Raw genomic sequence first — 15,259 nt, 5'->3', positions numbered from 1 at the left:
TATGGGGATTTACAAACTCATAACGGAATTAGCCAAAAAGGAAAGCCGTACAGTTTCTCAGATGACAACACTTTTAATTAAGGATGGTTTGCTAAGTCGTGGTTTGGAAGTACCAGAGGATGAGTAGCGATCGCCCTTAACCCTCACCCAGTACATAAGTATTTATGAAAATTATTTATGTACTACTAACTTAGTAAAACTGATACAGTCTTAATCCTCAAAATGCCTGGCAAATAAACTGAATTATTTTTAAAATAACTACTAAAACTCTTAATTTTAGTAAAATATTTTATGCTTTTTAATATTATTTAAAGTACTGTACAAAGTTTGCTATGCCTTGGCTTGAGGGAAAAAATAAATTATTTTATTTTTAAAATTTGAGATATTTATTATTTATTTTTCTGGAATATCAATTAGTATGTAATAAGGCTATACCCTTAGTCCATCTTTTCTAAGTATGTTGTCACTCAATATACATAAGAAAAGAATGCCTCCCCAAGACTCAACTAGTTAGAGCTAGTTGTTTAGCAGTCCGAGAAGACACCCCTTGCAAAAATATTCAAATTTCTTTATAACCTAATGCTAGCAGTTCCGAGAACTTCCTACAACAGGTTATAGAGAAATTTGATTAAAACTTTGGTAAATCTTCAGGGGAGGTAAAGCCCACACAATTTACCTCACAAGGATTTTACAATGGTAGCCCAATTAATAGGACAAGAGACCGTTGGCCGCTCCGTTATGTCAGGGGATCTCGCCTCCAAACCGATGGAGGTCACAAAGCATTCACCCTGCCCTCACTGTGGTAAACCAGACTGGTGTTACTCAATAGGAGAATTGACAGTCTGCAACCGCGATGCCCAACCAGCGCGTGGCTGGGAGCAAACATCAAAGACTGACCGCAACGGCAAGCCATACTACGCACCAGTCTTGCACCAGAAACCGCCACGTCCCCAAGGCAAGAAAGAATATATTTACTATGACCGCTCAGGGCAACCATTGATTAAGGTAACTCGCATTGATGACGGCAACGGGAAAAAGCGAATCTTTCAGTCACATTGGGATGGTCGCAACTGGGTTAAAGGATTAACTGATGAAGCAAAAGCTTCTATTCCCATTTATCGTTATAGCGAAGTCAAAGCAGCGATCGCAGATGGTAGAACCATCTTCATCGTTGAGGGTGAAGGCATAGCCGATATTCTCTGGGAAATGGGCATACCTGCCACGACCACAATCGGCGGCGCTCTGAAGTATCGCGCCTACGGCAATTACCAAGCGGATTTAGAAGATGCTCATCTAGTTCTTTGTCCCGACCGTGACGAACCTGGGTTAAAGCACATGGAAGATATCTTTAAAGACTTCCCGAATGCCTTATGGTTGTATGCCCCACCCAATGACTTTTACTGGACACACCTAGCCAAAAACGGCGGACTGGATATTAAAGACTGGGTAGAAGATGGGGCAACCGTAGATGACATCCTGCAAGCAATTTCGGATAGACGCATCGTTGTTGATGCGCTCAATAAGTCTCTAGAATCGGATTCCGACCGAGAGCGTTCAACAGAAAGCAAGTTGGAGCAAAAATTCAATCAGATTCGTGCCGTCTGGGGTGAACGTCTGCGCTGGAACACTCTTAAAAAGCAAGTAGAACTTGACGGACAACCACTACCACTTGACCGCATTGATTTGAAGATTGCCAGACAAATTCATCTTGATATTAGCAAGGAACAAGCTAAGGGCATCATTCTCGACCTAGCTCAAGAAAATCCTTACAGCCCAGTGGTTGAGTATCTCGAACGGGTGAGCCATAAGCATACTGAGGTCGATATCAGCATACTTGATACAATGGCTTTACGTTACTTTGGCACAGATGACCCGTTACACGCCGCGCTGATGAAACGGACTTTGATTGCAGCAGTGGCACGGGCATACGAGCCGGGGTGTAAACATGATGAAATTACCATCCTTCAAGGTAAGCAGAAATCTCTCAAGTCAACATTCTGGGAAGTGCTAGCAGGTGATGAGTTTTTCACTGACGACATCAACGGCACAGAGAAAGATGAAATCCTCAAAATTAGTCAGTACTGGTTGCTGGAGTATGCCGAGTTTGAGAATGCCTATAAGAAAAAAGACGTTTCACAACTCAAAGCATTCCTTTCTCGGCGTAAAGACTCAATGCGTCGTCCCTACGGCACAGACATTGAGGATTTCCCCCGCCCATCAATTATGGTCGGCTCCACCAATCAAAGTGAATTTCTCTACGACAACACCGGAGAGCGTCGTTACTGGGTAGTCAAAGTCTTAGTTGACAAAATAAATATTAAGCGGCTCAAGAAAGAGCGCGATTTACTCTGGGCGGCTGCGGTGGCTGCTTACAAAAATGGTGAGCAATGGCATTTGACTGAGACAGAAGACTCAATGCTCGAAACGGCCAACAAACAATTCCAAAGTTCTGACCCTTGGGAAACAAGCGTTATGGCTTGGGCGAATCAACGCTCTGAGGTGTCCATCTCAGAAATCCTCACTGACGTTTTAAAACTTGACTTAGCAAAACAAGGCAGGCCAGAAGAGTATCGTGTCAGCGCCATCCTTCGCGCGAATAATTGGATGAAGGGCGAACGCAAGCGCGTTAACGGGAAACGTGTTTATCTGTGGATTAAACCAGAAGATAGGACACCAGCATGGGACAGCACTCAAACCCTTATACAGCATTCTCTTGAGCCAATTCCCCAGAGCGAAATACAGATAGGGGATGGGACAGGAATAGGACAGGCTCAAAGTGATATCCAGCAAGAGTTACAGCCTCTTGTCCCATCCTGTCCTATTCTTTTACAAAAAACTTTTTCAAATTTAGATAGCACTGGTGAAACAACACAACACACATCAAATTTAGAAAGTTTAATTTCGGATAGGACAGAATGGGACAGCCCCGAATTAGAAAAGCCTCTAACTCTTGCCCCGTCCAACTTAGAAGCCTGTCCTATTCTTGTGTCTCAACCACTTGTGTTTGAAGAAAGCGATCGCGAATCATTGAACTCAGAAGGGAAAAAGGTTGAGAAAACGGATTTTGTAGAAAGTTTGGGCAAAACTCCATCAACTCCATCAACTCCATCACCATCCGTCACCACCCGCCAGCCGGTTAGAGGAGATCGGGTGAGGCTACTTTCAGGCGGCGAAGAATATAAAATCTCTTGGGTTTCCTGTGGTAGTGATAAAGTGCTTTTGGTTTCTGCCCGAACCTCTGAGCCGCTCACTGCTACTTCCCCTTTGCGTCCTGGCGTTGCGGCGGGTGGATTAAATCTCATTGATGTTAGCGAACTTGAGTTTTTGGATACTTAGAGGGCATCACCGTGCCAGTTGTAGAAATATGATTAAGTAAGAAGTATTTGTCAGGGAGGGTAAATTATTCAGGTGTGCCAAGATGAACTCAGGGGACAACATCTAGGTCAATGCGCCAAACTTTAAGGATTTTGGGAATGGATAGCTCATGTTATACGTAGGGTCTGACTGTAATGTAGTATATGACACTGTACTTTCCTATCAACTGGCTGATTCTCGGTTAAGAGCAATTATTAAAGAATGGCTCTTAAACAGAACAGTTCGCTTAAAGCAAGTATCAACCAGCAATAAGGGATGGACACCCGGAGAACTCAAACGTAAGTTTGGGTCTGACACTGGACTGTACTGTTTTAGCGGGACTATGGTTGGTTGTGTTTTAGAAATTGGTGGATTAGTCAAGCAAATTAATGGGCGTATTCCCTATCTGAAAACCAACCTCAAGCTTGACAAGACTACTGCTTTAAAAATGGATTACGGGTACATAGATTCATCAGGAGAGAGAGAAAAGGTAGACCCTCACCGTAATAGCTTTTATGGCGCAGCCAAATATTACACCACTCACTTCCCCTGTCATGTGTTTAAAGAGCATTTTGGTGATGGTGCTGATACCGAAACTGACATGGTAGATTCCTGGGATAGGCTGGATGAACTTGGTGTCAAAATCACTGAATCCAGTCCAAAACTGGTCTATTTTGATGTTCCTGACCTGTTTGTAGAGCCTCTCCCCAACTTTATTCAACCGTGGTTCCCTGCCCCTGTTAGCTCCTAGCCGTTGCAGCCAATAAAAATTACTTATATTCTTACGACCGAATCAGGGTTACAGCCACGGTCACTAATAAGCATGATTAAATTCTCAGTGCATTGTTCACGCAAGATGGAGGTTTGGGGCGGTTAGGCGGTCATTTTGACAAATAAACTTGTACAACCAAAGGTTGATTTAATTAATCTAACTAAAGGCTAATTAAATCAAGTTTATAAGTGTCCATAATACCCCACGTATTATTGAAGTTATTGAGAAATAAAGGTAAATGTTTCCCTGCTTTATCCAGAGATAGCACCTGAATCTAGTTTCCACTCATGCTTGAGCAATTCCTTATATGTCGTTTCCCGAATCATCATTTGCTTATACAGCATGAGCAAAAACTCTTGAGCTTGTTCACGGGACATTTGCTGCACTTGGTCAGCAAATGAACGGATGCTGAATTCTTGTTCTAAAGATAATTTGATCGGCTGATTCATTGCAGACTCCTGTACCAAAGTAGGTAAAAAAATAGAAGTGGAATACTGGCTAGATTGGGAGTCAGCTAAATACTTAGCTGTCACTCAATTTCTAGCGCAATAAAGTAGATTTTAAACTGACACGATGAGCAGTCTATCACCATTACTTGAAAGGTGTAAAAACATCTAAATAGATGAGATGATTAAGCGCTAGAGCGGGAATTTTTTCGCAAAATTTAGCTAAAAACAGAATTCTGGCTCTGTTCAAAAACATCTGATATTTTAGTGAAAGTTTGGTTGATGGCACAACCTTAGTTCTTTACCTATGACGTCACGTTAAAGAATTATTATTTTGAAACCAGTCTCAAAACTTATAGGAAAATTGGCTATTCCTTAGTGTCTATAGAAAAAATGATAACTGCTGCTGTTTTCCGAAACTTCTATCAGAGGGGTAAAACCACTTCAATCGAAAGAATTAACTTGCTGTTTAGTTCCTTTTTGATTGGTCTATTTGACATGATTTTATTCTTTTTTGTCTACCTCAAGAGAACGGATTAATTCTCGAATTACATCGGTTGCTGGCCTTCCTGTGCTTGCACTTACCCAAAATTGATGCTATGAGTAACTGAGTATTTACTCAAATGAGTGTTTACTCAAAATAGTGGAGTCTTTAAATGCCAATAGTTATAGCCATCCTGAACCAAAAGGGAGGCTCAGGTAAAACAACCATTGCTACTAATCTTGCTCATGCACTGAAGCGAGATAATTACACAGTGTTAGCCGTAATTCCATCACCCTCATCTTCCCTTAAAACGTTACCTGTTCTGTTGGAGCGCGTCTTCACCTGTACGTACTACATTCACCGCTACAGGCATGAACTAGGCAGATTTTTGGTTGTCTGAAAATTTTGGTGATTAGACCCAAAAAAAACCAAAAATTACAAATCATCATGGTTGAGTGTGATGCCGATTTTGAAATAGCGTGGTGTTAATACAGGGGGAAGAAAAATGTCAGAGCAAGTTGAGCAATCAGAACAGCAGTCACAACAGAATTACTTCCAAGCAGTTGGGGTGATTTCGGGTCAGATAAATTTTACTGAAGACAAGAAATTAAAGATTGAAATTGGGAGACGAGAATATTCAATCTTCTCTAAACCCAAGCCATTTGAGGCACTGAAAATACATCTCAAGAAAAAAGACACTAACGAAGCTACTTTGTTGGTTTATCCGAAAGTAATTCATTTCCCTAAGCCCGACCAACCACATCAAATACATTTTCAATTAGTGGCACACCAAGAAGCCCCTTCGGGATTATTTGAAGAACTCAATGACGGAGAATTTAAGCTATCGGGATTATGGCAGTTTATCCCTGTATGCCGAACTCCCTGCATTTCAATTTTCAAGAATTTTAACTTCGAGAGATTAGATTTTATCAAATCTGCCGAGACTTCATTGAAAGTAAAATTTATGAAAGCATCCCATTTACCAATTGTTTGGAAAGATGCTATTGTTCCCCCCTTCCGATTTAATCCTAAAGTGGCTAAAGAAGATCAAGCCAAGCGTTATTTCGTTCAGTTGAAAGCCAAATTTAACCCGGAAAAAAATATATTTATCTTTGATTCATTGATGGGATTACCCACTGAAGAATTACCCAATTTTCTCAAAGCATCAAAAACAGATAAGGCGACAGTGGCGGCTGAGAAAAGGAAGAGTAATCTTAACAAGAAACCTGGAGCGAAAAAGGAATCAAAAACCCCATTACCAAAGCCTATAAAAAAGAAAGCTGTCTTGGAGACGGAATGAGTTAAGGGGGGAATAGCCTGCAAGGTTTGTAACAAGGTTTGAAAAAATGAGTATTTACTCAAAATACTGGAGTCCATCAGATTAACTAAAACTCAGCTGAAGAATTCGGAAATTTTGTTGTATTTTTGACTTGCCATTACCCAGAATTAATGCTTTGATTGTTTGAGTATTTACTCAAATGAGTGTTTACTCAAAATGCTGGAGTCGTTAAATGCCAACAGTTATTGCCGTCCTGAACCAGAAAGGAGGCTCAGGTAAAACAACCATTGCTACTAATCTTGCTCATGCACTGAAGCGAGATGGTTACACAGTGTTACTGATAGATTCAGATCCGCAGGGCAGTGCTAGGGATTGGAACGAAGCAAGCGGGGGGAACATCATCCCGGTTGTTGGACTAGACCGGGAAACACTAGCTAAAGACTTGCAAGCTATCTCGCAAGGGTACGACTGGATTGTAATCGACGGTGCGCCGCAAATCGCCAAGCTTAGTGCAGCTGCGGTCAAGGCTGCTGATTTGGTTCTCATCCCTGTACAGCCTAGCCCCTACGACATTTGGGCGTGTGCCGATCTAGTTGACATCATCGCCGCACGTCGAGAAGTCACCAACGGTAAACCAAAAGCCGCTTTTGTCATTAGCAGAGCAATCAAAAATACCAAGCTCAGTGGGGAGATTAATCAAGCACTCTCAGATTATGGTTTACCTGTGCTTAAGGCAGGCACAACTCAACGGGTAGTCTACCCAACAACGGCAGCAGAGGGATTAACTGTTTTCAGTAACCCCAGCACCGATGCGGCAAGAGAAATTAATACACTCAAAAAGGAAGTGCTGGAGGTACTCAAGCATGGTGCTTAAAGCAAAGAAAACACGACGCGACCATGAGCAGAAAAACTTGGCGATTGAAGAAGCAAGTAAGGAAGAAACTACTCGCTTGAATGCAGAAATCCCAGTCAGCTTACACAACAAAGTTAAGATGCGGGCCATAGAGGAAGGCAAGGGCAGCAGCATCACCAACATTGTGATCAAGGCACTAGAGGCATATCTAAATACTCCAGTCCCCAAAGATTGAGTAAAACTTCATTTGAGTAAATACTCAAATACTCATTACAAGCGGGTATTCTGCATGAAGCAGAATTGTATACGGTTTTGAGTGGGCGTTGTTGCGTCTGGGTCAATTGGCTCTAAATGGCAGTTACTCAAGTGGATAGGTTAAAAGCGTTGCTAGATCCGTCCACAAAACTGTTGACGTAGCAACGCTTATAGGCGAAATGGGTGAAGAGAAGTTCAATTCTCGCACCACATAACGGCTAGAAGTTGTGTAAAAAGCCACTTTTGAGGGAGGATTTATTCATTAGCTCGTGATTGACTGCCGTGAATACCCGTGCGATCGCTAAAAATAACTTCAACCCTGAGTCGCTGGCGTTAACTGAACCAGTACCGCTAACTATGCACCCAGCTGAAGTTTATATCAACAGTCTGGGTGAAGGTTCCCGGCGGACGATGCGGGAAGCACTCAACGCGATCGCTCGACTGCTGACTAATGGCAGTTGTGATGCAAGTACTTTAGATTGGCCAAAGTTGCGCTATCAGCACACAGCTGCGGTCAGGTCAGTACTGATGGAGAAATACAGTCCGGCGATGGCTAATAAAATGTTATGTGCGTTGCGGCGGACGCTCAAGGAAGCATGGCGCTTGGGGTTAATGTCCACGGATGAGTATGGACGAGCGGCTGATATTGAGTCGGTGCGGGGCAAGAGTTTGTTGAAGGGGCGAGAAATCGATGCAGAAGAAATCTCTGCGCTTTGGGATGATTGTATTCAAGATGACTCAACATTAGGTAGGAGAGATGCGGCACTGCTGGCAGTTTTGACGGTAGGGTTGCGTCGCAGTGAGGTAACATTTCTTGATTTAAGCGATTTTAAGCCACGTACTCGGTCATTAACAATACGTGAAGCGAAGGGGCGGAAGGAACGAATTGTCTATTTACCTGAAGCTGGTGTGCAAGCTGTTACTGATTGGTTGCTGATTCGGGGTAAAGCACCAGGGCCGCTTTTTTATCCTTTAAATAAGGCAAAGAAAATCATACATAGACGGATGAGTGAGCAGGGGGTATTACGGGCATTGCAGCGACGAGGGGAAAAAGCTGATGTGGATGCGTTTACACCCCATGATTTTAGAAGAACTTTTATCGGTAATCTATTGGATGCGGGGGCAGATATCGTTACGATAGCGAAACTTGCAGGTCATGCGTCGCCAAGTACTACAAGTAAGTATGATCGGCGTGGGGAAGCAGCGAAAAAACGGGCGATTGATTTGCTGAATGTGCCTTATAGTAGGCGCGATAAGTGAAACTTTCAGTTGAAAAAAGCCAAATATGTCAGATTTGGTCGTTGCCACTTTCACCTTCCACCCCAGTTGGCATCGTTCAGGTAAGCAAGTCTCACACTTTAATTGACTAGCACAGGCATGACTGTATAGGAGCGCTGTATTAGGAGAGGCAGCGGAAATGGGGTGGGAGTCGGGCATCAGAATGCTGTTAATAATTTTACTACAGAAGTGCGGAAATTGTTTTGATTTTCTTGTAGTTATATAGTTTGGTTTACTAAATAAATAAAATTTATAGCATCTACCAAAAGATAGACTTTTATCATTTATGTAAAACTTTAATCATCTTTCATGTAAAGATATTTTCTGTGAGTATATGAACACCACATAAGTTTTCTCATACTTATATTTAGCAGCTTGATCAAGTTTTGGGGGTAAATGAGCAATCTACATATAGTTATTTTAAGGCTAAAAGCCTTACTGTATAAGCATTTTATCAATATTTTTTGCAATTATCAAAGTACCAAAGAATCTATAGACTATTTGGTGCAGCAATTTAATACGGTACAGCAAGGGTTTGAATTTCCTAAATTTCATAGAAGTCAATTGGTACAGTTTTCTTATTGGCGATCAGGATGTTGAAAACGGCTCATCAATTCCTTACCGTAACTTTTGGAATGACTGCTCATTTCATCCCATCCTATACACTCTTAAATGCTGTTCTAACCATTTGTGCAAATAAAACTCATAAAACTAGCAGCTATGCATATTAGTATTGCATACGCTTCAAAAGCCATGAAAATGCTACTTGCGTTTTGCATTGCTTGAATATGAGTTAAGTTGATTACAAGTACTTTCATTAATTGACTGAGCTATTTTTAATATGGGAAAATAAATGGCTATCAGATACTTAGATCATGAATTCATAAGTTTTCAAGAATACATTCAGGAGGCTGAAAGGGAAAAAATCACTTCCTACGCTCATCCAATCGATGAGTGGATGATTCGTACTTTAAATTCCAATGTTCTTAAACCCTGGTTGAATAAGGCGATTGACTCCTTAGTTAGCAATAAGTTCGGGACTGATCTTGCTAGCATGGTTCCTATTAACCAAAAGTCATTCCCTGAATTATTTAAAATCTTACATCACTGTGCAAAGACATTGCGTATTCCGATTCCCCATGCAGTCATCAAACAAGTTGCAAATATTGCATACTCAGCAGGAACAGATGAGTATGCATTTATATATATTTCACCTGAGATAAGTAGATTGTTTTCAACACAAGAGGCGTATTTTGTGGTCGGACGTGAATGTGGTCACATTGCCTTGGATCAGATATTCTACGTGACTCTAGCGAGATTCCTAATAGATGAAGATGCAGATACCAAGTCTGTCAATCTGCTGGCAAGCAAGTTGCTGGAATTGGCAGGTGATGCTTTGAAAGCTTGGTCACGACGTTCAGAAGTAACAGCAGATCGGGCCGGGCTGCTCTGTTGTGGCGACATTAATATTGCTGAGAATGCTTTACTTAAGCTTTTAACAGGTATGTCAAATGTCAATGAGGTTAATATCGAAGACTATCTAAAACAAGCTGAGGCATTGTATGAATTCCACGAGTCTAGGAAATTGCATAGCTTGCTGAAGAGCCAACTTCCCGTACCAAAGCGGATTAAAGCGCTGCGGCTTTTTGCTGATTCTGAACTTTACTATCAGCTTGTTCATAAACCAAAGCCACGCGGGAAAACTCTCCTTAGCCAAGAAGAACTTATCCGGCAAATTAATCAGTTAGTTCAGCCTTAGTTGTGAGAACACTTTAGCCGTTGGAGTTTAGGTAGCCATGCCAGAAACAGTTCAATCATTCCTAAATCAAGTTAAAGAAGCAGCTGCTGTGTTGAAAGAACCAGATGTAATTGAATTGATTGAAGCCGTCAAAAGGCAGTCCCACACATCTAAGTTGCGATTATTAATCGTTGGCTTGAATGGTTCAGGACGGTTCTCTGTTGCCAATGTTCTTTTGAAGCAACCAGACCTGCTACCAACATCACCTATACCCAAGGCACCCATCAGCGTGAATGTTAGTTATGGAGAAGTAGCTGTTGAAGTCTCTGCTAAAAACGGTATTAGGACAGTTATTCCCGTAGAACAATTGAAAACTTTATTAACCAGTGCGGATACACAAGCAAACAGGTATGAAGGGATTGAGGTTAAGACAAACAGCAACTTGCTAAAAACGTGCAATCTCAGAATCGAGAACATTGATGCCGAAGTCTCTGCGGCTGAGTGGAAAAAACTTCTAGCGGGAACCGAATATGTGATTATTGTTCTCAAGTCAATTACTATCTTATCTGAGCAGGAAAGGCATTTTATTAGGGATATTCTCAAACCCAGTTTTGGGCTCGAAAGGGTTGCAATTGTACTCAACCAGATAGACCTTGTTCCAGAAGAAGATCGTTCATCAATTTCTGAACTAGTTCGGGTATTTCTTGGGTCTTTTGAAAGCCAGCCACTGCTAATAGAGTTTTCTGCAACCCAGGCTAACATGGAAATTACCTCTGGCATAACCACTGTCGGCAGTGGTTATGCCACACTCAGCCATTTAGTGGAAATTGACTTGCTTGAGCAACACAGTCTGCTAAAACCATCTGCCATCCTCCAGGGAATAGAAATTTGTCTGACAGAGGTTGAGGAGAGAGCTACTCGTCAAATTGCTCTAATTGCTACAAGCGAGATTGAACTTCAAGAATTAATAGAAAAAAGTGACTTAGAAAGCCAATGGGTTAAAAACTGCATCCAAAGGGCGCAGCAAAAAATAGAACTTTTTATTAATACGCTAATTAAGCAGAAAATTATTCTCAAAATTCAGGAATTTAGCCTTGTTCTACAGGCGCAACTTCCTAGCGAAGTCATGCCAATAAAAGATGTTACTCAAGTTAGGCGATATCTTCCTGGCTATATTGAGGCAGTGTGGTCAGAGTTCTTCAAAGCTGAATTAAGCGAAATCAGAAGCAAGCTGAGTCAAGAAATAAAGCTAATTAGCGAAATGTTTGAGAATGACCTTACAGAACTGCTGGGGGATAAAGTTGCTCAGTTCCGGAATTTGGTAAGTGAATTTGATCCGACTGATACTAACTTGGAAAATTTTTGGATGCCCATAAAACCTACCAGTTCTACTGGTGATATTGCTCTTGCATCTGGGTTGGGATTGCAGATATTCAGCAGATTCAGCAAATTAATTTTCTCTTTGCCATTTGTAGATATAGCTGTGGGCAAAGTGGGAGAATTTATTGCTTTGTCCGGTGAAAAAGCGATCAATCAAGCTAATAAAGAAGCCATCCTTGACTCTGTTAGGCAGGGATTCCCAGCACTGGAGCTATTAATTCATCAGCAAGTTGAAAATCAGTTCGCCAAACTTACCGAGGAACTAAAGAAAGTGATTGATGATTTGTACACAGAGAAAGTCACCAAGATTCATAAAATTTTGGAAACTACTGCTGCATCCCATCAGGAAATGATTCCTAGAAAAGGCGAGATTGAAGAATTAATTAGTAAAAATATTCCTGAACTAAGACAACTTTTGCGCCAATTAAATTAACAATAGAAATTTCAGCTTCTCGTGGAGAGATAACAGAGTTACTAAGTTTATAGAGGACATGACCTATGAGTATTAATGGATTTGCTTCAGCAAGGCAAAAAACTGTTCAAGTGGCTTCTAGCTTACAAGATGTCTCAACACTGATCGGAAAGCGCCAAAACAATCCTGTCAAATTAGAAACAGGAAGCACAATTGAGGCTGGATTGGATCTTGAAACTGAAGCCAGAATCTTGCAAAAACAAGCTAAAGATATTCAGCAGGGAATTTTTAATCTATTAGTGCTTGGCGAGTTCAAAACTGGTAAAAGCACTTTAATCAATGCTCTTTTGGGAACTAAGGCACTTCCAGCAAGTACACCGCCTACTACTGCTATTATTAGCGTACTGGTATATGGTCAAAGCCAGAAAGTTGCTATTTACGAAATAGGTAAAGAAGATCCTCGTTTAATTGATTGGGAAGAGTTCAGAAAAGAATATACTCTGTCATTTCAAGACGCAGAGACTATCCAGCAAACAGGACATCTTAATAGATTTGAAAATATTAGTTATGCCCAGTTAGAGTGTCAGCACCAAATTTGTGCTAACGGTGTCAAAATTATTGATTCCCCTGGATTAAAAGAAAATAAAATCCGTACAAAATTGACTAAAGATTGGCTGAAACAGTCACAAGCTATTATCTTCGTTTTAAATGCAACTCGAGTTATAAGTGAAGACGAGAAAAAACTTATAAGCAATTTTTGCAAAAATCGAGAGCGAGTAAATAACGTATTTTTTGTTATAAATCGGATCAATCAAATTAATAAAAATGATATTGATTTAATAAAAAACTGGGTTAAAAACTCACTTGATAATTATTTTCTGGATGAAAAGGGTCAATTTGATGAAAACTTTTACAATCGCCGCGTCTTCTTTGTTAATGCCCAAGCAGCGCTTGAGGCTCGAACACAGAACCCTACTAACACGTCAATGTTTGAAGAGTCCGGTGTTCTGGCTTTAGAGCAAGAACTGGAGGGATTTTTAACTAGCGATGAAAAGCTCATAACAGCTTTTTATACTAATTTACAGGTTTTGCAGGGGATTGTTGAAAAGGCGTGTAAAGATATTTTTCTTAAAAAGGCTGCCCAGAATCTAGGATTAGATGAGCTTGAAAACAATCAATCTAAAGTTAAGACACGATTTAGGGGGTTAGAAGCTCGAAGAAATAGTATTGAAAAAGCTATCAATCTTTACGGAGAAAATCTTAGCTCGAAGATTCTCATTAATTGGCAAGATTATACAAATGATCTGTTAAAACAAGATAAAGACTTGCAAAAGTCTTTAAATTTTGACGAAGTATCGTTACAGAGAATTATATTGTCAATTATCAATAAAGAAAGTCAAGAGGAAATCCGGAACTTAGTTCAGCGTGAAGTCGAAGGATACCTCTCTGAAAAATTTACTAAGTGGGTAGAGCAGCTTCCCACAGTTATTGAGGAAGATATAGAAAATATGAAAGGGATGATCGAAGAAGAGATTGTAAACTTTCAGCTAGAACTAATTCAGCTAAAAAGTTTTTTCTCGGGAGTAGGAATTACAGATGAGCAACTGGATGTAGAGAAAGTCAATGCTATTAAAGTTACTCAATTATTTGTAGGGGTAGCAACAGGTGATCTGAGTAGTATATTTGGCGCTCTAGTCGGTCCAGGTCATTGGGAGAGCCTATTTGCACAGATTTTGTTTCAAACTTTTGCAATTGGTGCCGCATATGTAGCTAATTTACTCTGGAGTGGTCCGGTTGGTATTGCTGCAATTATTGCTATAGAAGTAATCCAGGTAATCTTAGGGTTACATTTGACCAAAGATAACTTCCAGAAAAGCTTGCGCGAAACAATTGGTAAGAAATTGCGCGAAGAACTTCCTCAAAGGCTAATCAACAAGAAAGAAGACATTCGTCAACTAATTGTATCGCAATTCCATCAATTAGCTCAAAGTACTACGAAAATACTCCAACAGCAACTTGACGATCTCCGCACAGAGCAGGAAGATATTATTCGCCGAAAACAAGATGATAGTTTTTCGGCAGAGGAAGAGAAACTTCGTCTAGACGCTATTAGTAACAAGCTGTTAGACATTTACGATCGTGTAAAGTTGGATATTTTTGGTAAAGGGACAACTCCTCAAGAAAATAACAAATTTAGGAACCTTCTGGACAGAGGTGCTATTTAAAAGGGCGATCAATAATCTAAAGGAGATTACCAAATGAGTTGGGAATCAGAGTTTAACTCGCAGTGGCAAATATTTCTGGATATTGTGGAGACGCGCATTCGTCGAGAAATAGATAGCAGTAAAAAGTTAAATTCAGCATTTGTTAACTCTGTAGTTCGTTCAGAAGTTGATAAATGGTCAATCAGCACTCACTATAATGGTGCATGGCTAGGAATTTTGAAGCGCAAGTATCCATCCTTGGGTGAAGAGTTTCAATCTGTACTTAAAGACATATGCGTCAGCGATGACAGATATTTTCGTTTTGATTTACCTATATTAAAATTCTTTAAGATTTTATTGATTGCTTGGGTAATCATTCTGCTCCTATACTTGGCATGGTCAACCTATAAGCTCTTAGTTATTCACTCTTTTCAGTTTCCGAAAAATTCTATTGAAGATTCTTCAGTAATAGAAAAAATTATCCCACAGAAGACTCCAGGGAAGAATACTTCAGCAAGTCCGATTCTAGGGAAGAATACTTCAGCAAGTCCGATTCCAGGGAAGAATACTTCAGCAAGTCCGATTCCAGGGAAGAATACTTCAGCAAGTCCGATTCCAGGGAAGAATACTTCAGCAAGTCCGATTCCAGGGAAGAATACTTCAGCAAGTCCGATTCCAGGGAAGAATACTTCAGCAAGTCCGATTCCAGGGAAGAATACTTCAGCAAGTCCGATTCCAGGGAAGAATACTTCAGCAAGTCCGATTCCAGGGAAGAATACTTCAGCAAGTCCGATTCCAGGGAAG

Annotated in this window: 12 protein-coding genes and 1 pseudogene; 12 read left to right on the top strand and 1 reads right to left on the bottom strand. The window is 40.7% G+C overall.

Annotated features, from left to right (window positions below; genetic code table 11):
* Position 1 precedes the first annotated feature (1 nt).
* From H6G92_RS32970 to H6G92_RS32960, 3 genes are all read left to right on the top strand, one after another.
* Positions 2-127 carry a ribbon-helix-helix domain-containing protein gene (locus tag H6G92_RS32970; protein ID WP_190900333.1) on the top strand — a complete coding sequence of 42 codons (126 nt, stop codon included), beginning with the start codon at positions 2-4 and terminating at the stop codon, positions 125-127.
* A 566-nt stretch (positions 128-693) separates the two neighbouring features.
* Complete coding sequence (locus tag H6G92_RS32965; RefSeq protein ID WP_242059407.1) at positions 694-3,336, top strand: VapE domain-containing protein; 2,643 nt, start codon at positions 694-696, stop codon at positions 3,334-3,336.
* Positions 3,337-3,484: 148 nt separating this feature from the next.
* Complete coding sequence (locus H6G92_RS32960; protein WP_190900330.1) at positions 3,485-4,105, top strand: hypothetical protein; 621 nt, start codon at positions 3,485-3,487, stop codon at positions 4,103-4,105.
* 272 nt (positions 4,106-4,377) lie between these two features.
* Here H6G92_RS32960 and H6G92_RS32955 read toward each other — a convergent pair whose 3' ends face one another.
* Positions 4,378-4,575, bottom strand: coding sequence for an NblA/ycf18 family protein (locus H6G92_RS32955; RefSeq protein ID WP_190900329.1), 198 nt, complete (start codon positions 4,573-4,575; stop codon positions 4,378-4,380).
* A gap of 653 nt (positions 4,576-5,228) precedes the next feature.
* Here H6G92_RS32955 and H6G92_RS39870 point away from each other — a divergent pair.
* The 9 genes and pseudogenes from H6G92_RS39870 to H6G92_RS41410 all read left to right on the top strand — a co-directional run.
* The gene (locus tag H6G92_RS39870) at positions 5,229-5,456 is read left to right on the top strand and encodes a nucleotide-binding protein (protein WP_242059406.1); all 228 of its coding nucleotides are present in this window, start codon (positions 5,229-5,231) and stop codon (positions 5,454-5,456) included.
* 105 nt (positions 5,457-5,561) lie between these two features.
* On the top strand, positions 5,562-6,356 hold the full coding sequence (locus H6G92_RS32945) for a hypothetical protein (RefSeq protein WP_190900327.1): 795 nt from the start codon (positions 5,562-5,564) through the stop codon (positions 6,354-6,356).
* Positions 6,357-6,567: 211 nt separating this feature from the next.
* On the top strand, positions 6,568-7,209 hold the full coding sequence (gene parA, locus H6G92_RS32940) for a ParA family partition ATPase (protein WP_190900325.1): 642 nt from the start codon (positions 6,568-6,570) through the stop codon (positions 7,207-7,209).
* Positions 7,199-7,423, top strand: a complete 225-nt coding sequence (locus tag H6G92_RS32935; RefSeq protein WP_190900323.1) for a hypothetical protein — start codon at positions 7,199-7,201, stop codon at positions 7,421-7,423. The genes parA and H6G92_RS32935 overlap by 11 nt, the downstream gene beginning before the upstream one ends.
* 302 nt (positions 7,424-7,725) lie before the next feature.
* A complete protein-coding gene (locus tag H6G92_RS32930) occupies positions 7,726-8,703 on the top strand; it encodes a tyrosine-type recombinase/integrase (protein WP_190900362.1) in 978 nt (325 codons plus the stop codon).
* Between the two features lie 871 nt (positions 8,704-9,574).
* Positions 9,575-10,480 carry a M48 family metallopeptidase gene (locus tag H6G92_RS32925; protein ID WP_190900321.1) on the top strand — a complete coding sequence of 302 codons (906 nt, stop codon included), beginning with the start codon at positions 9,575-9,577 and terminating at the stop codon, positions 10,478-10,480.
* A gap of 37 nt (positions 10,481-10,517) precedes the next feature.
* Positions 10,518-12,272, top strand: coding sequence for a hypothetical protein (locus H6G92_RS32920; protein ID WP_190900319.1), 1,755 nt, complete (start codon positions 10,518-10,520; stop codon positions 12,270-12,272).
* Between the two features lie 65 nt (positions 12,273-12,337).
* The gene (locus H6G92_RS32915) at positions 12,338-14,476 is read left to right on the top strand and encodes a dynamin family protein (protein WP_190900317.1); all 2,139 of its coding nucleotides are present in this window, start codon (positions 12,338-12,340) and stop codon (positions 14,474-14,476) included.
* A gap of 33 nt (positions 14,477-14,509) precedes the next feature.
* A pseudogene (locus H6G92_RS41410) lies at positions 14,510-15,259 on the top strand (hypothetical protein); the annotation flags it as partial.

This window comes from Nostoc foliaceum FACHB-393 (genome assembly GCF_014698505.1).
Classification (GTDB): Bacteria; Cyanobacteriota; Cyanobacteriia; order Cyanobacteriales; family Nostocaceae; genus Nostoc; species Nostoc foliaceum_A.
This window is presented reverse-complemented; position numbering and strand designations above follow the sequence as displayed.